This is a genomic window from Pseudonocardia sp. TMWB2A (genome assembly GCF_017312135.1).
On sequence record NZ_QKQY01000001.1, the window covers coordinates 2,988,988 to 3,011,048 of the forward strand.

Annotated in this window: 17 protein-coding genes and 1 tRNA gene; 2 read left to right on the forward strand and 16 right to left on the reverse strand. The window is 59.2% G+C overall.

Annotation, left to right across the window (positions count from 1 at the left end; genetic code table 11):
• Positions 1 to 86 precede the first annotated feature (86 nt).
• From DMP17_RS13955 to aroA, 9 genes are all read right to left on the reverse strand, one after another.
• Positions 87 to 461: a helix-turn-helix domain-containing protein gene (locus DMP17_RS13955; protein WP_337829685.1), complete on the reverse strand. Its 375-nt coding sequence runs from the start codon at positions 459 to 461 to the stop codon at positions 87 to 89.
• The gene (locus DMP17_RS13960; RefSeq protein WP_337829686.1) at positions 458 to 751 is read right to left on the reverse strand and encodes a hypothetical protein; all 294 of its coding nucleotides are present in this window, start codon (positions 749 to 751) and stop codon (positions 458 to 460) included. Before DMP17_RS13960 ends, DMP17_RS13955 begins: the two co-directional genes overlap by 4 nt.
• 207 nt (positions 752 to 958) lie before the next feature.
• A complete protein-coding gene (locus DMP17_RS13965; RefSeq protein WP_337829687.1) occupies positions 959 to 2,062 on the reverse strand; it encodes a Fic family protein in 1,104 nt (367 codons plus the stop codon).
• 267 nt (positions 2,063 to 2,329) lie between these two features.
• Positions 2,330 to 2,411: transfer RNA gene (locus DMP17_RS13970), tRNA-Ser, on the reverse strand.
• Between the two features lie 299 nt (positions 2,412 to 2,710).
• Positions 2,711 to 4,054 (reverse strand): hypothetical protein, encoded by a 1,344-nt coding sequence (locus DMP17_RS13975; protein ID WP_337829688.1) that lies wholly within the window; start codon positions 4,052 to 4,054, stop codon positions 2,711 to 2,713.
• 332 nt (positions 4,055 to 4,386) lie between these two features.
• Complete coding sequence (locus DMP17_RS13980) at positions 4,387 to 4,668, reverse strand: integration host factor subunit beta (protein ID WP_337829689.1); 282 nt, start codon at positions 4,666 to 4,668, stop codon at positions 4,387 to 4,389.
• 298 nt (positions 4,669 to 4,966) lie between these two features.
• Positions 4,967 to 6,673, reverse strand: coding sequence for a 30S ribosomal protein S1 (gene rpsA, locus DMP17_RS13985; protein ID WP_337829690.1), 1,707 nt, complete (start codon positions 6,671 to 6,673; stop codon positions 4,967 to 4,969).
• 179 nt (positions 6,674 to 6,852) lie between these two features.
• Entirely contained in the window at positions 6,853 to 7,482 is a 630-nt protein-coding gene (cmk, locus tag DMP17_RS13990) for a (d)CMP kinase (protein WP_337829691.1), read from the reverse strand.
• The gene (gene aroA / locus DMP17_RS13995; protein WP_337829692.1) at positions 7,479 to 8,978 is read right to left on the reverse strand and encodes a 3-phosphoshikimate 1-carboxyvinyltransferase; all 1,500 of its coding nucleotides are present in this window, start codon (positions 8,976 to 8,978) and stop codon (positions 7,479 to 7,481) included. The genes cmk and aroA overlap by 4 nt, the downstream gene beginning before the upstream one ends.
• Before the next feature lies 1 nt (position 8,979).
• On the opposite strand from aroA, the gene DMP17_RS14000 reads away from it, so the two are divergent.
• Positions 8,980 to 9,306, forward strand: coding sequence for a TIGR02300 family protein (locus DMP17_RS14000; RefSeq protein ID WP_337829693.1), 327 nt, complete (start codon positions 8,980 to 8,982; stop codon positions 9,304 to 9,306).
• Positions 9,307 to 9,525: 219 nt separating this feature from the next.
• On the opposite strand, the gene DMP17_RS14005 is transcribed toward DMP17_RS14000, so the two are convergent.
• The 3 genes from DMP17_RS14005 to cysD are packed head-to-tail and all read right to left on the reverse strand — an operon-like array spanning position 9,526 to position 13,275.
• Positions 9,526 to 10,263 (reverse strand): 3'(2'),5'-bisphosphate nucleotidase CysQ, encoded by a 738-nt coding sequence (locus tag DMP17_RS14005; RefSeq protein ID WP_337829694.1) that lies wholly within the window; start codon positions 10,261 to 10,263, stop codon positions 9,526 to 9,528.
• Positions 10,264 to 10,267: 4 nt separating this feature from the next.
• A complete protein-coding gene (cysN, locus tag DMP17_RS14010; RefSeq protein WP_337829695.1) occupies positions 10,268 to 12,334 on the reverse strand; it encodes a sulfate adenylyltransferase subunit CysN in 2,067 nt (688 codons plus the stop codon).
• On the reverse strand, positions 12,334 to 13,275 hold the full coding sequence (gene cysD / locus DMP17_RS14015) for a sulfate adenylyltransferase subunit CysD (RefSeq protein ID WP_337829696.1): 942 nt from the start codon (positions 13,273 to 13,275) through the stop codon (positions 12,334 to 12,336). The genes cysN and cysD overlap by 1 nt, the downstream gene beginning before the upstream one ends.
• A gap of 86 nt (positions 13,276 to 13,361) precedes the next feature.
• Here cysD and DMP17_RS14020 point away from each other — a divergent pair, with 86 nt between their 5' ends.
• Complete coding sequence (locus DMP17_RS14020; protein ID WP_443217867.1) at positions 13,362 to 14,405, forward strand: helix-turn-helix transcriptional regulator; 1,044 nt, start codon at positions 13,362 to 13,364, stop codon at positions 14,403 to 14,405.
• 19 nt (positions 14,406 to 14,424) lie between these two features.
• Here DMP17_RS14020 and DMP17_RS14025 read toward each other — a convergent pair whose 3' ends face one another.
• The 4 genes from DMP17_RS14025 to DMP17_RS14040 form a co-directional block, all read right to left on the reverse strand.
• Positions 14,425 to 16,845 (reverse strand): TonB-dependent receptor, encoded by a 2,421-nt coding sequence (locus DMP17_RS14025; protein ID WP_337829697.1) that lies wholly within the window; start codon positions 16,843 to 16,845, stop codon positions 14,425 to 14,427.
• A gap of 28 nt (positions 16,846 to 16,873) precedes the next feature.
• Entirely contained in the window at positions 16,874 to 17,815 is a 942-nt protein-coding gene (locus DMP17_RS14030) for a FecR family protein (protein WP_337829698.1), read from the reverse strand.
• On the reverse strand, positions 17,808 to 18,332 hold the full coding sequence (locus DMP17_RS14035) for an RNA polymerase sigma factor (protein ID WP_337829699.1): 525 nt from the start codon (positions 18,330 to 18,332) through the stop codon (positions 17,808 to 17,810). The genes DMP17_RS14030 and DMP17_RS14035 overlap by 8 nt, the downstream gene beginning before the upstream one ends.
• A gap of 272 nt (positions 18,333 to 18,604) precedes the next feature.
• Positions 18,605 to 21,811 carry an autotransporter outer membrane beta-barrel domain-containing protein gene (locus DMP17_RS14040; RefSeq protein WP_337829700.1) on the reverse strand — a complete coding sequence of 1,069 codons (3,207 nt, stop codon included), beginning with the start codon at positions 21,809 to 21,811 and terminating at the stop codon, positions 18,605 to 18,607.
• Between the last annotated feature and the right edge of the window lie 250 nt (positions 21,812 to 22,061).

Below are 22,061 nucleotides of genomic sequence, written 5' to 3' on the forward strand. Positions count from 1 at the left end.
AGTGCACGGGTTCCTAATGTTCGGTGGAGTCGCCCCGCCGCCATCGCCCCGGTCCTAACGGCGCCTGCATAGTCGGTTGCCATTGGTCAGCTTTGCCCCGTTGTTGTTCGGGTTCGAAGATATTCGGCAAACCGGCTCAATTCTTTACGATCGGGAGCGGACAAGTCCGCTACACGGCGCGCGAGATGCGCGACGTCAGCCGGTAGCGATGCAGATGCCTCATCCTCACCAGTGAAATAGCCCACTGACTGGCGGTATAATCTTGCAAGGTGGGTCAACTCGATTGCTTCGACACGGCGCTGCCCATTCTCTATATCCGTAAGCGCTGTGCGCGGGATTTTAAGATAAGACGCCACTTCGTCCTGTTTGAGACCAAGATATTTCCGCGCTTCTCGCAGCCGGTCGCCAAGCAGCTTGCGTTCCATATCATCACTATCAGGACGGGTTGCCAAATTGCTCATTTCTTTGCTCCTTGTTTGCGAAGCCATGCCTTTTCGATCTTGGGGATCATATTCTTCAGGGCCGCTTCAACAGAATTGTAGCCCCCCATCTGGACAATGCTTTCCTTAAGCTGAAAACCAACGATCGCATCCAGAACACAAAGTGCGTCAACAATCGTTAGCGAATCCATCGGAACAGCGGCTTTAACGGCATCTGCCGGAGCCGATGGCAAAGTTATACCGCGAACCTGCGCTTCAGACTGCGCAACGTCCATTAGCTCATGCGTCAATGCGTCTAACACTTCCTTCATGGGAAAGGATTTTACGATGGGCGCTGGAGGTGCAAGAGTGGCCATATGATCTCCGCATGATTCGACTACATGATTCATGTTTAATGTCGGAATATCCGACATGCAACAACTTTCGCAGATCCAGAAAGTAGTATCTCCAAAGTTTGCAACTAATGTTTCCATTTGCCTAGCGACGTCCACCGCCGATTCAGCCTTGCCTGACCAACTTCATAGAAGCGCCAAATGGTAACGGGCGTAGCGCCGTTCACCAGTGCGGATCAGGACACCCTTCTCGACAAGATCGGCCAAATCACGGGTCGCGGTGGCTAGGCTGGCATCTGTGATCGTCCGGTAATTCCCGGCGCTCAATCCGCCTGTAAAGCCATCCGGCCCTTCGCGGAACAAGCGAAGCAGCGCCTTTTCCTGCCGCTCATTGATTTGCCCCCGCAAGCGATCAAGCAACCGCGTCTTGTCGATCAGGAAGCGGATGCGGGTGATCGTCCGCGCCTGCGCCTCGATGACAATATCGGCAAACCATGTCAGCCAGGCGTCGATGTCGTTGCTCTGGCTACCAAGCTGGAGCGCGGCATAATAGGCTTTGCGGTGATGATGGATCGTTTCCGCGAGCGCCGTCAGCGTCGGGGCCGCGAGGTTTTGCGCCAAAGCTTTTTCAGCAATCGCGCGCCCGATACGGCCATTGCCATCCTCGAAGGGATGGATGCTCTCGAACCACAGGTGCGAGATGGCCGCACGGGTGATCGCCGGAAGCGGATTCGGTGATGACGGCGCGCTATCGTTGCACCACGCGATGAAGCGGGCCATTTCCGCAGGAACGGACTCCGACGGCGGTGCCTCGAAATGCACACGCGGTGCGTGAAGCGCGCCGGATACGATCTGCATCGCATCTTCATGGCTACGGTAGCGCCCGACATCGACAATATCGCGCCGCCCGTTCATCAACATCGCGTGCCACGCGAACAGGGTCTGGTCGTCAAGCGGCGCAGCATGGTTGCGATATACATCGGCCATCAATTCAGCGGCCCCAGCTTCTGCCGCACTGGCGCGGCGCTGGTCGGTGGCAAAGCCCAGATGTCGCGCGAGCGACGACTGGACGCTGGCGCGGTCGAGGATTTCTCCCTCGATGGCGGAGCTATCGACAACTTCTTGTGAAATCAGTTCGATGGTCAAGCCATCGCGGGCATCGACGTCGAGGTGGTGCAGCGAACCGATAACGACGCCCGAACCTCTCAGGAATTGCTCTTCGGACGCGCGAATGCGTTCCGCGTCGAAGCGAAAGTCAGGCCAATCGGGAAGCTGCCAATTCCAGCGCATGATGGATAAGATGCCTTTCTATCAATCACGATATAGCATGATTATGATTGATTAAGCGATAGCCAATCAATCATCAGGGGGATGACGCTTCACGGTGCTGTTTGCGGCGATGGCCGAATCCCGTCCGGAATTCCTGCGGCCACCATGACAATGCCGTTCGATTGTCATTTCGCGGAAGCGGGGTGCGGCCCGTCCGGGCCACGACACCCCGCTGGTGCATGACCCTGCCACCGTTCGGCGGCGCAAACTGGTCATGCCGAAGGGGGCTGGTGCGGACGGGGGGACTTGAACCCCCAAGGGCAATGCCCGACGGATTTTCTTACCCGCTACGGTTTTCACCGCCGCCCGCCACCCTCGAATCAGGAGCGCGCGTTTGGAGTCTGGACTATCCCTTCACCGTGCCACGGCAAGCCGTGGGTTAGGTGCTGCCCGTCTAGTCTCTACACCTTCCGCAAGGCTTTCGCTCTGCGGCTTGGCTCGGGATTGCCAGTTCAAAGGTTTCCCCGAATTTGAGCAGTTCTGCATCGCGGGTTTCCCCGCGAGCACTCAAGATTTGTCTAAGTCCGTTGCGTCTACCGATTTCGCCACGTCCGCATTTCCAAGGCTGCCTATAGAGGGGCAATGAATCTTAGCCAAGCTAGATAATGGTCAGGCATCGTCGCGCGATGTTGATTTTTTCAATGACTTTGGCCGTGCCTTGCGAACATTTACGGCTGAAGCGTCAATAGTGTTCGTCAAATGGCGGGCGTAATGTTTCTCGATCATCTCGACACTGGTGCGGCAATTCTTGGCAACCTGATAGATGTCGGCTCCTTCGAGCAAACGAAGGCAGATGTAAGTATGCCGCAGACTGTAGCAGGTGCGGACATGACCATCGCGGTCGAACTTCAGGTTGAGTTCGTCGAGCAGCGTATTCATTAAGTCGCGAGGCGTCTTTCCGAAAATCTTATCGGTTGGCTTGAGTCCTTTGCGCTTGGAAATGCGCTCGAAAGGTAGGATCGCGCCGGGCATCGACTTGCAAAAGCCGACCCCGCGCTTGCCGCGCACCTCGATCTCAAGGATGCGTTCGCCAGTCGACTCGTCGTTCACGATCTTGACGTCACGCAATTCAAGTCGTGCGGACTCATCGGGGCGAAGCCCGGTGTTGCCCATGAACAGAACATAGTCGTGAAAATTCTCGCACACCTCACGCCAGCGCGGCTTGGGCGGGTTTTTCGTCCGCTCGCGCGTTGCCTCATAAAGCATCTTATATTCTTCGGGCGAAAACCATGCGCGATGTTCGAGCTTTCCCGACGTCTTGTAAGGCGCTGACATATCGGGGATCGCTGTAATCCAGCCTTTGCGGTTGGCAGTTTTCAAAATCTGCCGCAGCGTGACGATCTCGTGGTGCAACGTGGAGCGAGCGGGCTTCTTGGGCTTGCCGGTTTTGGGATCAAGCCGCGACGTTTGGCGGTGGACTCGATATTCTTGCACCTTACCGGCCGTAATTTCTTGAATCGGGGTGTCGCTAAAGAACGGTGCCAGGTGAAGGCGGATTATTTCTGACTTCGACTCGACGTAGTCTGCATTGCGCTCGCCAAGCGTGATGACCTCGAACTCATCGGTGAACGCTTTGGCAGCGTCAGCAAAACTTGGACCGCTCGCTGCGCGCCGACGGCGTCCATCGAAGGCTAGGCCGGGTTCGGCAAGGGGAGGCTGAGCGGGGTCGTTCACTAATGAAGCGCCACCGCGACGGCGCTGGCGATCCTCGACGCACCGTTCCATATACCAGTCGCGAGCGAAGTCTTTCGCGGCGGCGAGGCTCTCTTCCTTCGTGGTCTGCCGGTGATTGCGGCTGCCGAGGTAGGTCGCGCACTGCCAGAATCGACTGTTCTCACGCTTGTAAACGTGAAGAGCGCCATCCATCAAAACATGACTCTCGGTTGGCACTTTGAAAACTCCAAACTGTGTAAGACATGTGTAAGTCTTTTTTGGAGTCTCGTCCTTGCTCAAACCATTGGTTTTATTGAGTTTTTGGCTTAGAAAAATAGGTAAAAGGCGATTTTAAGTCTGCTGCGTCTACCATTTCGCCACGTCCGCACGTGTAAGAATGCCCGCCAAAGCCCAATCATCGGGCAAGGTCAAGGCTTGTTATGGGCAAGCAAGGATTTTCGGCTGTCCAAGGGAGGGGGAAGGGGCGTGAAAGGCGCTGCCGGTCTTTATGTGCGGCGCCATATAAAAATCCGGCGGTAGGGCGCTACGCAATGTTGCGAAGGCCCTACCGCCGGATTTTTCTGAACTTGTTTTTAAAAAAGAGTCTTACGAAAGTTTATGGGTACATGTGATTAATGAACATTAAGGCGTTCGCGCATTTCCTTACCCGGTTTGAAATAAGGCACGCGCTTGGCCGCGACGTTAACCGCTTCGCCGGTGCGCGGGTTGCGCCCGACACGTGCGCCGCGCGCACGGGTGGAAAAGGCCCCGAAACCCCGAAGTTCAACCCGGCCACCTGCGGCGAGTTGCTCCACCATTTCTTCAAAGAAAATATCGACAATATGTTCTACTTCCGCGAGCTTGAGGCCCGGGTTTGCGTCAGCCAGTTTTTGAACCAATTCAGATCGAATCATTAGAATCGCCCTCTTGCCGTCGTCCCCTGCCGGACAAAAGTCAGCAAGTTCAAACGATTGTTATGTTTTAAGCCCCACGCCAGTATTTATATTTCTGGCGAGCGTCTGTTATCGCAAGGTTTTGTGCCGCATTTCTTGACAGAAATCAAATTTTACAAGCGTCCGTGCGATTTTCCCGGGGCGCTTTAGCGAAGTGTTTGAGGGCAATAAAAAAAGGCCCGCCCGGATGATCCCGGACGGGCCTTTTCTACCCTGAATTGAGGGAGGTCAAGTCTAGTGATTTGACGTTTTTTTACAATTAGTCCTTCTTGGCCTTCAACGCTTCGCCAAGAATGTCGCCGAGCGAAGCGCCCGAATCCGACGAACCATATTGGGCGACCGCCTGCTTTTCTTCGGCGATCTGCATGGCCTTGACGGAGAAGTTGGGCTTCTTCGAACGGTCGAAACCGATGACCATTGCGTCGAGCTTCTGACCAACCTGGAAGCGGTCGGGACGCTGCTCGTCACGGTCGCGGCCAAGGTCGGCGCGCTTGATGAAGCCGGTCGCGCCATCGTCGCCCGCCTGAACTTCAAGGCCGCCATCGCGGACTTCAAGCACGGTCACGGTGACGACTTGGTTCTTGCTGAGGTTCGACGAAGCCGAAACACCACCAGCAGCCGGCGCACCCTTTTCAAGCTGCTTCATGCCGAGCGAGATGCGCTCCTTGTCGGGGTCGATGTCGAGAACGATTGCCTTCACAACCTCGCCCTTGCGGTGCAGGTTGAGTGCGTCTTCGCCCGAAATACCCCAAGCGATGTCCGACATATGGACCATGCCGTCGACATCGTTGTCAAGGCCGATGAACAGACCGAATTCGGTCGCATTCTTGACTTCGCCTTCGACTTCCGAACCGATCGGGTGAGCAGCGGCGAACGCTTCCCACGGATTGTTCTGCGCTTGCTTGAGGCCAAGCGAGATACGACGCTTTTCGGCATCGACTTCGAGGACCACAACATCGACTTCCTGGCTGGTCGACACGATCTTGCCGGGGTGGACATTCTTTTTGGTCCAGGACATTTCCGAAACGTGGACAAGGCCTTCGATGCCCGGTTCCAGTTCGACGAATGCGCCATATTCGGTGATGTTGGTGATGCGGCCCGAAAGCTTCGCGCCCACCGGATATTTGGCTTCCAGACCTTCCCACGGATCCGATTCCAACTGCTTCATGCCAAGGCTGATGCGCTGGGTGTCCTTGTTGATGCGGATGATCTGCACCTTCACCGTGTCGCCAATGTTGATCATTTCCGACGGGTGGTTGATGCGCTTGTAGCTCAGATCGGTGACGTGGAGGAGGCCGTCAATGCCGCCAAGGTCAACGAACGCACCATAATCGGTGATATTCTTGACAACGCCTTCGATGATCTGGCCTTCAGCGAGGTTCTGGATGAGGCCCGAACGCTGTTCTGCGCGGGTTTCTTCGAGGATCGCACGACGCGATACTACGATGTTGCCGCGGCGACGGTCCATCTTCAAAATCTGGAACGGCTGGGCAATGTCCATGAGCGGGGTCACGTCGCGCACGGGGCGGATGTCGACCTGGCTGCCGGGAAGGAACGCCACAGCGCCGCCAAGGTCAACGGTGAAGCCGCCCTTGACGCGACCGAAGATAACGCCGTCAACGCGCGCATTTTCGGTGAATTCTGATTCGAGCTTGTCCCAAGCGGCTTCGCGGCGCGCGCGGTCGCGCGACAGCATCGCTTCGCCATTGGCATTTTCAACGCGGTCGACATAGACTTCGACTTCGTCACCGACATTGAGATCGGCTTTCTGGCCGGGCGCTGCGAATTCGCGAAGCGCCACGCGGCCTTCCGACTTCAGGCCTACGTCGATGACCGCATGGTCATTTTCGATTGCGGTAACGGTGCCTTTTACGACGCGGCCTTCAAAGCCGCCATCTTCGCCACCGAGAGATTCATTGAGCATTGCCGCGAAATCGTCGCGGCTCGGAGTTGCCGTAGTGGCCATGGTTAGAGTTTCCTTACACTGTTTTTCCGGCCAAGCGGTTGGGTCCGCTGGTCTTATTTGGCCAGACTGCCATACAGGCCTCATGCCCGTACAGCATCCCGCGCGACCGCTCGATTCGCCAAGACCTTAGGAAAAAGCAAAAGGGCGCGACGGAGCAAAGTCCTTCGCGCCTGACAGCTTTATTGCTGACGGCTTATCCTAGTCTCGACAAGCCGGATGGCCTGCTGGACGGCCGCGTCTATAGTTAAATCGCTCGTATCTAGCAAGAGCGCATCGTCGGCGGGGCGCAAGGGTGCGTCGGCGCGGTTCATATCGCGTTCGTCGCGCGCTTCCAATTCTTTCTGGTAAGCGAGGATGGCGGCCTCGTCCGGATTGGCAAGAAATTCCTTGATACGCCGTTCCGCGCGCACGCGGGCGGACGCAGTTACATAAAGCTTGGCATCGGCTTGGGGCGCAATGACCGTGCCGATGTCGCGCCCGTCAAGGATCGCACCGCCCGGCTGGTTGGCAAAGCTGCGTTGGCGCTCAAGCAGGGCCGCACGCACCGCCGGATGGACCGACGCCTTCGACGCCGCATCACCCGCTTCGGCGGTGCGCAGCATAGAATCGGCCAATAGGTCATCCTCAAACACACAGGCCGCAAGCGCATCCGCCGCATTGGCCGGATCGCCATGATGGCGCAGCACTTGAACGCCGACAGCGCGATAAAGGAGGCCGGTGTCGAGCAAGGGCAGGCCATAATGGTCTGCCAATGCCTTGGCGATTGTGCCTTTGCCTGATGCGGCGGGGCCATCAACGGCGATAATCATACGGGCATCTCCGGTTCGGGCGCGCCAAGGCTGGCGAGTAGATCGGTGAATGTCGGGAAGCTGGTCTGCACCGGGGCCATATCATCAATCGCAACGCCATTTTCGCTGACCAGTCCGGCAATGGCAAAGCTCATCGCAATGCGGTGGTCCAATCTGGCCGCAATCGGCCCGCCGCCGATGAGAGGCTTGCCGCCGGTGCCGTCGATGATGAGGCCGTCTTCTGTTTCCTCGACCGTCGCCCCGATGGCGCGCAAGCCTTCGGCCATGGTGGTGAGGCGGTCCGATTCTTTGACGCGCAACTCCTCCAACCCTCGCGTCACGGTGCGCCCTTCTGCAAGGGCTGCGGCGATGAACAAAGCGGGGAATTCGTCAATCATCGACGGGGCGATATCGGCGAGAACCTCTATGCCTTTAAGCTGGCTCGCGCGCACATGGAGGTCGGCGACCGGCTCCCCGCCCACCTCGCGTTCATTGCTATAGACAATGTCGCCGCCCATCGCCTGTAAAACGCCGAACAGGCCGTCGCGGGTCGGGTTGATGCCGACATTTTCGATTATGACGTCCGACCCCGGCACCAGCAACGCCGCGACCACCGGAAAAGCGGCGGACGAAGGATCGCCCGGCACGATAATCTGTTGCGGCTTTAACTCCGCTTCGCCGCGCACATGGATATGGCGCGCGCCATCGACCTCTTCGACCCATAATTCCGCACCGAACCCGCGCAGCATCCGCTCGCTATGGTCGCGCGTCGGGACGGGTTCGATGACGGTGGTGATGCCGGGCGTGTTCAATCCGGCGAGCAAAACCGCCGATTTCACCTGCGCCGATGCGACCGGCAGGCGGTAGCTTAAAGGGACGGCAGGACACAGCCCGCGCACCATCAACGGCAACGTCCCACCGGGCGACGCGCTTATATCCGCGCCCATATCGGCCAGCGGCGTCATCACACGGCCCATCGGACGTTTGGACAGGCTGGCGTCTCCGGTGAAGGTGACCGTAATCGGGTGGCTTGCGACCAGCCCCATAAGGAGCCGCGTCGAGGTGCCGCTATTGCCCATATCCAGCGCGGTTTCGGGTTGGAGCAGCCCGCCAACGCCCACGCCGTCGATGGTCCAGCTTCCTTCTCCATGCCGCTTGATAGTCGCGCCCATCGCGCGCATCGCATCGGCCGTCGCCAACACATCTTCGCCTTCCAGCAAGCCTTCGACCCGGCTCGTCCCCACCGCGAGCGCCGCCAACATCAGCGCGCGGTGCGAAATCGACTTGTCGCCCGGCACCCGCACCTGGCCTTTTAACGGGCTGGCTTTGTGGAAGCGGGCGGGGCGGGCAGGGGCATCGGACATGGGTGCAATAGACTTTTCAGTTAAATATGACAGAATCTGTGCCGCGGCTTTTGACAGCGGCACGATGTTCTGGCAAGGCGCACGCCGATTATGTCGGTACGGAGTCTCCGCGCCACATATTTTTGCAGAATTTATGAAGGAATAGAGGCGCACTATGGTGAAGCCAGAATGGGGCACAAAGCGGACCTGCCCGAAATGCGCAACGCGCTTTTACGACCTTGGCAAGGATGACCCGGTTGTCTGCATCAACTGCAACAATCAATGGGTGCCCGAAGCCGTGCTGAAATCGAAACAGCCTTTGCCGTTCGAAGAAGTGCAGAAACAGGCCCCCGAAAAGCAGGATGATGCCGATCTGGATACGGATCTGGACATTGACGCCGACGTCGATGACGGTGAAATCTCGCCCGACAATGACGTGGATCTTGGCGGCGACGATGATTTGGGCGTCGACGCTGGCGGCGACGAAGACGACGAAAATTAAGGTAAGGGCAGGGCGGTAAACTTGCCGCTTCACATTGCCGGATAAAGAAAAGCCCGTTGCCGGTGGTCGGTGGCGGGCTTTTTTGTGTTGTTGTGGAAAACGCAACATCAAGCCCCTCCTCCTTCAGGGGAGGGGTTGGGGTGGGGTCTATCGGTTAGCCCTGCGCCAGACGGACAGACCCCACCCCAACCCCTCCCCTAAAGGGGAGGGGCTTATCCATTATCCCCCACCCAACCCCGCTATCCGCGCGAGCAAATCCGCCGCTTGTTCCTTCCGGCAAATCAGCAGATCGGGGAGATACACATCCTTCTCGTTATACACCAACGGCCCACCGTCCAGCCGTGAGGTATGCAACCCGAACGCCTGCGCCACCGCAACCGGCGCACAATTATCCCATTCATATTGCCCGCCGGAGTGGAGATAAATATCAGCTTCGCCGCGGATAATCGCCATCGCCTTGGCACCAGCCGACCCCATAGGCACCAGCTCTGCGCCAATTTGCGCAGCAATCGCGGTCGCCTCTTTGGCAGGGCGCGAGCGGCTCACGACCATCCGCAGCGGTTTGGGCGCAGGGGGGAGCGGGTGCGGTTGGTCCGAACGCAGCACGAGGCCCAATCCCGGCAATCCGACTGCGCCAACACGCGCAACGCCGTCTATTGCTAGCCCGATATGCACCGCCCAGTCGCTGCGCCCTTCGCCATATTCGCGCGTGCCGTCAACGGGGTCGAGAATCCACACACGGTTTTTGGTAAGCCGCGCGTCGGTGTCCTTACATTCCTCCGAAAGCAGCCCGTCATCGGGGCGGTGTTCTTGAAGCGCATGGACGAGAAATTGGTTCGCGGTCGCATCCCCGGCATCACCCAAAGCCTTGCCCGCCAAACTGCCCGACGCGCGCAGATCGAGCAAGATCTTGCCCGCCGTTTCCGCCAGATGCGCGGCCAGTTCAGCGTCGGTCATGGCTTTAATTATCCCCCAGCAAGCGGTTGACGATCATGTCCGCGGCTTCATCGGGCGTGATGCGCGATGTGTCTACATGGATTTCCGCTTGGGTCGGTGCTTCATACGGGCTGTCGATGCCGGTAAAGTTCTTAAGCTCGCCAGCACGCGCCTTTTTATAAAGCCCTTTCACATCGCGTGCCTCGGCAACCGCAAGCGGTGTGTCGATAAACACCTCCAGAAATTCGCCTTCGGGAAGAAGCGCACGCACCATTTCGCGTTCTGCGCGGAAGGGCGAGATAAAGGCGGTAATCACGATCAGCCCCGCATCGGCCATCAGCTTCGCAACTTCGCCCACGCGGCGGATATTTTCAATCCGGTCCGCTTCGGTAAAGCCCAAATCCTTGGTGAGGCCATGCCGCACATTATCGCCGTCGAGCAGAAATGTATGGCGGTTCATCCGGTGCAATTTCTTTTCAACGAGATTGGCGATGGTCGATTTGCCCGACCCCGATAGACCCGTGAACCACAGCACCGCAGGCTTTTGGTTTTTAAGCGCCGCATGGGCTTCGCGGCCAATATCGACCGCTTGCCAATGGACATTTTGTGCGCGCCGGAGCGAGAAATGCAGCATCCCCGCCGCCACGGTCGCATTGGTCATCTTGTCGATGAGGATGAAGCCGCCGAGCGTGCGGTTATCCGCATAGGCTTCAAACACAATTTTCTTGTCGGTGGTGATTTCGGCAACGCCAATCGCGTTCAAATCGAGCGTTTTTGCTGCCAGATGCTCCATCGAATTAACGTTGATGCTATATTTGGGCGTCTGCACTGTGGCCGACACCATTTGCGTGCCGATCTTGAGCCAATAGCCGCGCCCGACATGGAGCGGGGCGTCGTTCATCCACACAATCGTCGCTTCAAACTGGTCGGCAACCTGTGGCGGTGTATCGGCAGCGGCCAGCACATCGCCGCGCGAACAGTCAATTTCATCGGTTAGGCAGAGCGTCACCGATTGTCCCGCGCGCGCGACCTCCAAATCGCCGTCCAAGGTAACGATGCGGCTGATATGGCTGGTTTTGCCCGAAGGGAGGGCGCGCACCGCATCGCCCTTGCGGATCGAGCCGCTTGCGATGAGGCCCGAAAAACCCCGGAAATCAAGATTGGGCCGGTTGACCCATTGCACCGGCATCCGGAACGGTTTGGCGGCATCGACCGCGCTATTGACCTCGACTGTCTCCAGATGGCCGATCAGGCTCGGCCCGTCATACCAAGGGGTATTGGCCGACAGCGCGGTAATATTATCGCCCTTGAAGCCGGAAATCGGAAGTGCGGTGAAGCTGGTGATACCGATGGATTTGGCGAAATCGGCATATTCGGACACAATCGTATCGAATATCTCCTGACTATAGCCAACCAAGTCCATCTTGTTGACCGCCAGCACCAGATTGCGGATGCCGATGAGGTGCGCGAGATAGCTATGCCGCCGCGTTTGGGTGAGAATTCCCTTGCGTGCATCGACAAGGATGACGGCCAAATCGGCGGTCGACGCGCCCGTTATCATATTGCGTGTATATTGCTCATGCCCCGGCGTATCGGCGACGATGAATTTACGCTTTTCGGTCGCGAAGAAACGGTACGCGACGTCAATCGTAATGCCCTGCTCGCGCTCGGCGGCGAGGCCGTCAACCAGCAGCGCAAAGTCGATATCCTGCCCCTGTGTGCCGACCCGTTTACTATCGGATTCGAGCGCAGCAAGCTGGTCTTCAAAGATCATCTTTGAATCATAAAGTAATCGTCCGATCAGCGTGGATTTGCCATCATCAACGGAGCCACAGGTGATGAAGCGCAGCATGGTTTTGTTTTGATGCTGGTCGAGATAGGCGTCGATATCCTCGGCGATGAGGGCGTCGGTGATGTAATTCCCCTCGCTTGCGGATTGGCGCAACGCGTCCCCCTCCCGCTTGCGGGAGGGGCTAGGGGAGGGCCTGTCAGATTGGAGCGCCCCGTTTTTTATAACAGGCCCTCCCCCGACCCCTCCTGCAAGCGGGAGGGGAGAGGTCACCGCATCGGGCATTTTTGCTTCACGACCCATCAGAAATACCCTTCCTGCTTCTTCTTCTCCATGCCGGAACCGCCTGCATCCTTATCAATCGCACGGCCCTGCCGTTCGGATGTGGTGGTGAGCAAGGTTTCCTGGATTACATCGGGCAAAGTCTTAGCCCGGCTTTCGACCGCGCCCGTCAGCGGATAACAGCCCAATGTGCGGAACCGGATCGAGCGTATCACCGGCATTTCGCCATCCTTCAACGGGAAGCGTTCGTCATCGACCATCAGCAGCATTCCGTCACGCTCGACCGTGGGGCGTTCTTCGGCGAAATAGAGCGGGACAATCGGGATAGTGTTGAGGTGGATATATTGCCACACATCCAATTCGGTCCAATTGCTGATCGGAAAGACGCGGATGCTTTCGCCCTTATTTTTGCGGGCATTGTAAAGATTCCACAATTCGGGGCGCTGATGTTTGGGATCCCAGCCATGACTGGCGGTGCGGAAGGAAAAGATGCGCTCCTTGGCGCGGCTCTTTTCCTCATCGCGCCGCGCGCCGCCAAAGGCTGCGTCAAAACCATAATGGTCGAGCGCCTGTTTCAGCCCTTCGGTTTTCCACATATCGGTGTGGAGCGCGCCATGATCGAACGGGTTAATGCCTTGGGCGAGCGCGTCGGGATTTTGATAGACGAGCAATTCCATCCCGCTTTCCTGCGCCATACGATCGCGCAAGCGATACATTTCCTGAAATTTCCACGTCGTATCGACATGGAGCAAAGGGAAGGGCGGGGGCGAGGGGTAGAAAGCCTTGCGCGCCAGATGCAGCATCACCGCGCTGTCCTTGCCGACCGAATAGAGCATCACGGGGCGTTCCGCTTCGGCCACCACTTCGCGCATGATGTGGATGGCTTCGGCTTCGAGCCGTTCGAGATGGGTGAGGCGGTCAGCGGGGAGGGACGTAGCCGAAGCGGCGGCGGTTGAGGACATGAGTGGACTTTCTATTTCCGCGCGTGCGGTGACCCGTGTGATGCCCAGCAGGCCTTGACCAAACTACTCCCATATGGGAGCAAAGCGTGATGGCGCTGACCTCCACCGACGAACGCGATCTGCTCGTGCCGCTCTACGGGAGCATTACCGACGCTGCGCTTTGGCCTGAATTTGCGGGTAAATTGCGCGCGCGGTTGGGGGGCGAGCGACTGGCGTTGCTCAGTCAGGCGAGCGATGTGGCGGGGCCGCCGCGCCAGCATATCAGCGCCGCATGGGGCGCGGCGAATAGCGGCCCGCTCGATATAGAAGCGCTGAGCGCGGCGGGCCTCATCCCTTACGCCTCCTTGCGCCCAGCACGCGTCTATGCGCTCGAAGAAATGCTGGTGCGCAATAATCAAGATATTGATAAACAACAGAAAAAACTGTTGAAAGAACAAGGCTTTACCTTCGCCCGCTTCGTCCGGATTGCGGGAAAGTCGCAGACTTTGTGGGTGATCGCTGTGCATGATGATCGCGATTTTTCCGGCGCGGACAGCGCGCTGCTTTCCGCCCTCGCGCCGCACATCGCGGTCGCGCTCGATGCAATCCATGCGCGCGAAATGCTCGATTTGCGGGCCGCCATTGCTGAAGAGGCGCTCGGCTTGCTCGGTATCCGCCAGATCGCGCTAACCCGCGACGGCGATCTGCTTTTTGCCGCCGCCGTCCCCGCGCGTCCGGGCGAAGAATGGGCCAAAGCCGCCGCCGCGCTGTCCGGTGCGTCCGCTGAAGAACGCCGCATCCTTCTAAGCGCCGATGCGCAGCAACAGCCCGCCATGCTTCGTCCCGCGCCGCCACTCGCTCCGCTGCTGTCCTCGCCCGCTGCCGCAACGCTGAGCCTGCGCACCGACGCCCCGAAAAACCCGCAAAACAGCGCCAAAGCGATTGCCGCCTTGTTCGGCCTGTCGCCGCGCGAAGCTGCGCTGACAGAGGCGATATGTCGCGGCTTGTCGATCATCGAAGCGGGGGCATCGCTGCGCCTCACGCCCGAAACCGCGCGCAATTATAGCAAGCGGATTTACGCCAAAACCGGCGCGCGCGGTCAGGCCGATCTGGTGCGGATGGTGCTGAACAGCCTCGCGCCGTTAGCCTGATTTACGCGAAGTGCGCTTTTTAAAAACTCACATCAACGCCAAGCCGCACCGAACGCGGGCGTAGCGGCGTCAGATAGCCCGCGCTCCCCGGCACAAAGGGCGTGCCAAGCGCAAAGCGGTTGCCGCGCGAATCGAACAAATTGGTGACAGTGAGCGACAGGCCGCGCCGTTCATTGCCCAGCCGCGCGGCAAGACCGGTGTCGATATAATCGCCTTGGCCTTCGCCCAGCACCGGCCCGATGCCGAGCCGCGACGGCCCGATATAATTGGCCCAGCCGCGGACGCGGAAATCTTCATCGCCAAGGAAGGTTGCATAGCTCACCGACCCGCGCACCGCATGGCTTGCAACATTGGGGATCCGCCCCAAACGCGCGATGGGCGAGATGGTGACGGACGGGCTGTCATTCATAATATAGCCGCCAAAGCGCACCGCCGACATATCGAGCGTCGGTGAAATATGGGTCACGCGGCTTTTATTATACACCGCGCCCAGTTCGAGCGAGAGGCCCTTGAGCGGGCGTAGCGCCAGCGCGCCGGAAATGCTCGTAATCTTGCCATCGCCGATATTGGCGGTGGTCGGAAAGCCGTTGGCATCGACAAAATCCGCCTGAATATCGCGCCAGCGGCTGTGCGATACCGACAGCACCGCATCAAAGGGCGTTTCGCCCTTGCGCCCGAAACGCACGCCGGCTTCCAGCGTCTTCACATGATCGTTGCGGAAATGCTGGACAAAATTGCCGTTGATCGACAGCCCGCCGGGGCGGAAGCCCTCCTGATAGCGCGTATAAAGCGTCACATTTTCGGTCAGATTGGCAAGTAAGGAAACGGAAGGAAGGAAATCCTCCTCGGTGCGCTTGGCGGTAATCGCGCGGCCTGTGGTTGCAGCCAGCGGCGTCACATCCTCGCCCTTGCCGCCCAGCCGCGCATGGGTATAGCGCAGCCCGGCGGTCGCGACGAGGTTGCGCAACAGCTCGACCGTCACTTCGCCATAGCCGGTGATTTCGGTAATCCGGTTGGTGACGCCGGTGATCGCATAGCGTTCAACTTCATAACCATAAGCGCGGGTCTGGCGTGTATCATTGTCGATAAAGCTCGCCCCGATGACCCAGCCCAGTCCGTCGCGATAGGGGCGCGACAGCCGGTTTTCGCTTGCAATCATGCGCGTATCATTATGCTGGTCGAACGCGCGCGGCATATCCTCGCTCATGCTCGCATCGAACCGTTCGGACAAATGGTGGTCGACAAAGGCGTTGGACGATTGAAAATGCAGCTCGTCCCAGTCTTTCGACACGACCAAAGTGGCCGCGCCATAGCGTGCGCTTGCGCCCTGTTCGACCAGACTGCGGCGGGTGAGGGGCGGCGCGTTGCGGTCGGTATATTGCGCATCGTCGGCCTTGATACGCTGGTAGATGCCGCCAAGGTCAACCGTCCAATTTTCCCCCGCATCAAGCCGCAATGTGCCGCGCCCGCCCCGGATAGTGGTGCGGTTGACGTCGCTCTGGCCCAAGAGCGGATTGTCGATATAGCCGCCCTCGCTAATCGAATAGCCGACAAGGCGGAGCGCATGGCCGTCATCGCCCAAGGGGATATTGGCGGTCATCGCTATATCGCCGCCGGGGTCGCCATGCTGGGTGAGCGATACGCCCGCAGAGGCGGTCAGGCTGACGGCGCGCGGGTTGGGTGCATTGGGCATCATACGGATGATGCCGCCCATCGAGCCTGCGCCATAAAGCGTGCCTTGCGGCCCTTCGAGAACTTCGACCCGCTCCATATCATAGAGGCGCAAATCGGGGTCGGGCGCATTATAGCTCATGCGGATATCGCCCAGATATTGGCCAACGGTCGCCTGGGTGGGACCGGTGAAGCTGGAATCGGCAATGCCGCGGATGAACAGCTTGTTGCGCCCCGATCCCAGATGCGTTGACGATACGGTCGCCATCCGCGACAGGATGCTTTCGGTACCGCGCTCGCCACCAAACGCCAAATCGCCGCCATCCAACAGGGTGGCGACTCCGGCATATTTTGCATAGGGCGTCTGGATCTTGCTCGCCGTCACGACAATGTCGGGTGCGGGCGGCAATTCGGGGATTGGTGCAGGCGGCGCTTGCGCTGGCGGCGGCGCAGAGCTTTGCGGAGGCCTTGCTTGCGGGCGGACAGCAGGCGCTTTGGGCGGCCGCCGTTCGATGCGCCAGCTTGTGGCGCTGACCCGCACCGCGCGCGCATCGGTGCCTGCGAGCATCCGCGCCAAGGCTTGTTCTGCCTCCATCGTGCCGCGCACCGGTTTGACGCGGATTTGCCATAGCCGTGCATCCGCAACGCTGATGCTGACGCCTGCCTGTCGTCCGAGGAGCGGCAAGCTCTGGATCAATGTGCCGCGCGGCACATTGATGCTGCGCGGCTCGGCATGGGCCATGCCGGGAAACGCCCATAAGAACAGCATCAGCAAAATGGGTAAGCGCCGCGTCATCTTATTGTGCCAGCACCCATCCATCGGCTTGCTTGTCGGCGCGCAGGCCGGCAAGCGCGGCCAAATCATCCACCGCTTGCGCTTTATTGGCGCCCACCAGTAGCGCGCCGTGGAACGGGCGGGCGGCAACCGCAGGCGCGATGCTGACCTTGATGCCCGCCGTGCGCGTCAAATCGGCCGCGACTTCGGATAAAGGCGCGCCGCTGTAGAAAAGCTGGCCCGTGCGCCATCCGCCGACGCCGCTTATGTCAATATCGGAGACAATAGGCTTGCCATTGACCTTGACCCTCAAAGCGCGCCCGGCATCAAGCCGGACATTTTCGCTGGCGGGATTATAAAGGACAATCCCTTCCGACACCGCGACATTAAGGCCGTCCTTGCGCTGGATGACGTTAAAGGCGGTGCCCATATCGACCAGTTTTGCGCCCGCCGTATCGACCGTGAACGGATCGCCGTCGCGGTGGATGACATGGAACATCGCCTCGCCGCTTTCGAGTTTCGCATAGCGCGGGCGGTCCTTGTCGAGTTCAACTACCGACCCGCCATTAATGTCGATGCGCGACCCGTCGGCGAGCGTGATGCTTTGATGTTCGCCCGCGCGCGTTTCGATGCGCGTCACATCATTGCCGAACATCGACAGGCCGATTACGCCCACCAGCGCCGCCGCCATCGCGCCGCCAATCCATGCACGGCGGCTGACGAAGCGGGTTGCGGGTGGTGTCTCGTAGGGCGCTTCATCAGCAGCTACGTGCGGCATAGGGACGGGAAGTGTTTCAAACTCTGCATCCATCATCGCCATGCGGTCATAAGCGTCGGCATGGGCGGCATCTGCTTCCAGCCAGTCGGTAAACGCCTCCCACGCATCAAAGGCGGGGTCGCGCTGGCGGATGACCCAGTCAATCGCCTGGGTTTCAGCGGCGGGAAGGGGCATCGGCTCACGCATCGCCCTGCTCCCGCAAGGTAGCCAAGGCCGCATAAACTTTGCGCAAATCGGCTTCGACTGTGCTCAAACTGACACCCATAAGAGCCGCAATATCGCGTTGCGTGCGTCCTTCAAGGCGAAACTGGCGAAAAATGCTGGCAGCGCGCGGGCCGGTCGCGTCAATCGCTGCATCGGTTGCGGCCAATTCCTCGCGTGAAATCAGGCGCTGTTCGCTGGACGGTTGGCTATAGGGCGCGACCGCTTCACCCCAAGCCTGTTCGCGCTTGGCCGCTGCTTGCACCGAACGGTAACGGTCGAGCATCAGATTATTGGCCGCGCGATAGAGATAGGGGAGCGGCTGGCTCACCGGCCCTGTAGCGGTGGAAGAGAGCCGCAACCATAATTCCTGGAACAAATCTTCGGCCATGTCACCCGCGCCGCGCGCTTCCAGAAAGCGGATGAGCTGGTCGCGGTGGGCAAGCAGCAATGCTGCCATGCCGCCTTGCGCAACGGCAGGCCGTCTATCCTCGATGCTCATATATCGTTCGCTTCGGCCTGTATCTAATCCAGTCCGGATGCAGCGCGTCGTGACTCGCGCATCCTGTGGCCCCCCGGCGGCGACGATATATAGCGGACCATAGCCAACACGCAACATTGGCGTGATTGGCAAGGTCGGGCTTGGAGGCCGGGTAAAGGCGCGGGCGACACGAATAATCTGTTCCAGTTCTTATTAACAAAAAGGGCAAGGAGGAAGGTGGGGGATGAGGGGGGAGATACCTTCCTCCTTGCCAGCAAAATCGGGCTGATGCGTTATAGCCCGATCCGCAAGCTTGCACGTAAAGCCAGTGCGATATGGCTTTGCTGTTCTTCTGCCGACAATTCGCCGCCGATCTGGAAGCCGGAATTGCCCGCAACCGCGCGCAATTTGCCGACCCAGCCGCTCGTGCGTTCTGCCGGTGTCAGGGTGAAGGGGGTGCCGTCCTTGAATACAGCCGTGGTCGCGCCAAGCGCTCCGCCGACTATCTGGCGGCGACCGCCTTCCAGTTCAAAACGATACCAGCCGTCATATTGGTCGATGCCGCCAAAATCGAGACCGACTGCGACGGTGCCGGATACGGCCAGCTCGTCGCTGTCGCGGCCCGATACGGTGAGATCGAGCGCATCGCCGCCACCGGTTTCGGTATAGCCGTCTTCCTTGAGCTTGTAATAATCGACCGCAAGCACCGGACGGACCGACAAATTACCCGACATAAAATCGTGGCTGACCGCGCCTGACGCTGACCATAAGGTGCCGTCCCAATCGGCGGTCATGGTCTTTTCAACCTTGGTCTTGTTGATTTCGCCGGAGAAATAGCGCGTGCCGTCAAAGCCGATCTTTGCGCCCGAAACGCGCGCATAAGCGAGCCAATTGTCGCTGCGCAAACGCCAGTAACCGGCCAGTTCCCAATGGTTGGAGCGCACTTCATTGGCATTGCTGCCATTGCCGTCCTTGCCGTTCATATAGCCGATAGACACACCGAAATTACCGATGCCGGTCTTGCGTTCGCCGCCCATCGTCACGCCCCAGCCGCTCACATCATAGCTTGCGGTATCGCCAAGGCTCTTGGACGTGCCCCAAGCGGCTTGGGCCACCCAATAGCCCCAATTGCCTTCATCCTTGAACGGCCCCTTGGGGTCGCCAAGGAAGCGGGCGAGCGTGCGCGACCCGGAGGTGACGGTTTCAAACACGCCGCCTTCATGTTCGGGCAGCATTTGCTGGAGTTGGTTGCGGAATTGGTCGCCATCATTGATGGCAAGGAACACATCCTCGACCATCTTGTCTTTCGAAAAGGCCGCGTAAGCCGCGTTAAACGCCGAAGATTCCGAACGGTTGAGACCCAGTTCGGTCGTGTCTTTACGCGCAACGTCGACGATGATCTGGTTGGCGTTGGAACTCAGGGTGCCTTTATAAAGGAAGGGGAGAAGCGTGGTCGAGGCGGTGAGGTTGTTCGCGCCCGTCAGCGATCCTGCGGTGATAACCACATGCTTGCCTTCGGCGTTGGCAATATTGGACAGTTGGATCGCAAGCTTGGAATCAGTGTCAAAGCTCGCTGCGCCGCTGACTTCAATGCCGGTCATATTGGTGCCGCCGACGGTGACGCCGATAATGCCTTTATTATTGACCGTGAGCGAGGCGATTTTGGCCGGGCCGACCACATCGAAAACGCCGCCCGATGCGGTAACCGCCAGACCTTGTGCATTGGCGAGGCTGCCCGAAAAGACCGAACTGCCACCAATCGTCATCACATCTGTGCCGCCGCCAAAATCGACGGAGCCTTTGAAGGCGGAGGTGCCGCTCAATGCCATCGTGTCATTGCCCGACCCGAAATTGGCCTTGCCGGTGTAGATCGCATCACCCGACAGGTTGAGCCGGTTGTCGCCTGCGCCAAAGCTGCTGGTGCCGTCCATCGTGCCATCGGCAATGTCGAACACGTCATTGCCCGCGCCAAAGCGCACATCGCCGACAATTTTGGGAGCGGTGACGCCCGATGCGACCGCGGTTTGCTTGACGGTTGCGCCATTGGCATTGGCGCTCAAATCAATCGCGACATTGCGGTCGGACGTTGCAAGCGCGCCGCTTGCGGTAATCGCGCCGCTATTTTCGACAAGGTCAACCGTTCCCGACTTGTCGAGAATGGCGATAGCTGTGCCATCCTTGTCCGCCGCCTTGGCGTTGATCGTGCCGCTGTTGCGCAACGTATCGACCGATCCGCCCGCTTCGACAAGGATAGCGGTGCTGATGGCGCCCGCCGTGCCGCCGCCGGTCGCTTCTACCGTACCAGCGTTGCGGATTTCCGGTGTGGTGGCGTTCGCGCCGATGCGGATGGCGGTGGCCGACGCATCCTTGGACGATGCGCGCACCGAACCGGCGGCACCGATGCCGATACCGCCATCAATCGTGACCGCGCCGCCAAGCCCGCCAACCTGAAGCCCGTTGCCATTGACCCCCGTATAAAGACCTGCACCTTGGATGCCGCCGTCAATCACGACGCCAAAGCCGGTGCCAGTGCCTGCCACCGCGCCGATGGTGATGTCTTGGTCGGCCGACCCGATGCGCACCGCAGGCGCTTCGCCAAAGGAGCGGACCAGTGCCGACCCTTCCTTGGCGTCCTCGATACCGTCCTTATCGGCATCCTTATCGGTCTCGCTGGTATTTTTGGGCGGGACCGCAAAGATGATGCCGCCGGTCACATTGCCTTCGACCGACAAAGCGGGGCCGCCTTGAAGAAGGTCATCGGCGTCAAGCTTGGACGGATCGGTCGGGACGGTCGTGTAACGATAGCCGGTCGAGGTCAGATTGCCCTGGATTTCCAGCGCACCGTTAATATTGCCTTCCAGCCGCGCTGCCGTTGCATCAAGGCCTTGCGCGGTAATCGTGCCGGCCAGCCGGACATTGCCGGTCACATCCTTAAGGCCCACGCCTAGCGCGCGGTCGCCAAGCACGCTCACCGTGCCGTCATTGACGAATTTGCCGGTGAGCGGGCCGCCCAACAGGATGCCCGCCGAATTATTGCCTTCGACCACAATCGAGCCGCTATTGGTGATATTGCCGGTAAACGCGCCGCCGGTTGAAATGCCGACGCGGTTTGACCCGACCGCAAAGGGACCATCAAGGTCGCCATCCTTGTCGGCGTCGGTCGGCTCATAGCTTTCATTGACGATAATCTTGCCGCTCGCGGCATTGGTGATGCCGCCGGTCACGCCCGCATTGGCATGGATGCCGGTCGCGCCATCGACATTGCCGAATTCGATTGTGCCTTCGTTGACAATCTTGTGATTGCTGTCGACTGTCACCGCCGTCCCCGATGCCGGTTTGACCGAGCCGGTCGAACTGATCTTCACATCATCGGCTGCACCATTATTGGCGGTCGATGTTTTGACCGGCGCGGTGACGGCGGTGCTGATCGTGGTTTCGGCAAAAGCGGGGGTGGCTATGACCGCAATCAAGCAGGTCGAAGCAAGCAAAGTCGTACGCATCAAATTCCTCATATGATTTTTTGGGCGGACAAAATGGTCCCTGGATAATCACAAGACGGAGCCGTGCGGCGATGGCCTTGGCGCGAAAGTCATTTTTTTGACAAAGTGTTTAGAGAAGGCGGGGCGGGCGGACACGGCGCGGGCAAAAGCGGTGATATTGCGGGAGCGCAAAGGCGCACGCGACTTTATGACGATGCGTAATATTTTCTCTTGATACCGGCGCGTCCCTGACCTAAAGGCTGCGCTTCCT

Coding starts and splice junctions, on each gene's coding strand:
- DMP17_RS13955 (WP_337829685.1), bottom strand. CDS start 461: ATGAGCAATTTGGCAACCCGTCCTGATAGTGATGATATGGAACGCAAG.
- DMP17_RS13960 (WP_337829686.1), bottom strand. CDS start 751: ATGAAGGAAGTGTTAGACGCATTGACGCATGAGCTAATGGACGTTGCG.
- DMP17_RS13965 (WP_337829687.1), bottom strand. CDS start 2,062: ATGCGCTGGAATTGGCAGCTTCCCGATTGGCCTGACTTTCGCTTCGAC.
- DMP17_RS13980 (WP_337829689.1), bottom strand. CDS start 4,668: ATGATTCGATCTGAATTGGTTCAAAAACTGGCTGACGCAAACCCGGGC.
- rpsA (WP_337829690.1), bottom strand. CDS start 6,673: ATGGCCACTACGGCAACTCCGAGCCGCGACGATTTCGCGGCAATGCTC.
- cmk (WP_337829691.1), bottom strand. CDS start 7,482: ATGATTATCGCCGTTGATGGCCCCGCCGCATCAGGCAAAGGCACAATC.
- DMP17_RS14000 (WP_337829693.1), top strand. CDS start 8,980: ATGGTGAAGCCAGAATGGGGCACAAAGCGGACCTGCCCGAAATGCGCA.
- DMP17_RS14005 (WP_337829694.1), bottom strand. CDS start 10,263: ATGACCGACGCTGAACTGGCCGCGCATCTGGCGGAAACGGCGGGCAAG.
- cysN (WP_337829695.1), bottom strand. CDS start 12,334: ATGGGTCGTGAAGCAAAAATGCCCGATGCGGTGACCTCTCCCCTCCCG.
- cysD (WP_337829696.1), bottom strand. CDS start 13,275: ATGTCCTCAACCGCCGCCGCTTCGGCTACGTCCCTCCCCGCTGACCGC.
- DMP17_RS14025 (WP_337829697.1), bottom strand. CDS start 16,845: ATGCTGTTCTTATGGGCGTTTCCCGGCATGGCCCATGCCGAGCCGCGC.
- DMP17_RS14030 (WP_337829698.1), bottom strand. CDS start 17,815: ATGCGTGAGCCGATGCCCCTTCCCGCCGCTGAAACCCAGGCGATTGAC.
- DMP17_RS14035 (WP_337829699.1), bottom strand. CDS start 18,332: ATGAGCATCGAGGATAGACGGCCTGCCGTTGCGCAAGGCGGCATGGCA.
- DMP17_RS14040 (WP_337829700.1), bottom strand. CDS start 21,811: ATGCGTACGACTTTGCTTGCTTCGACCTGCTTGATTGCGGTCATAGCC.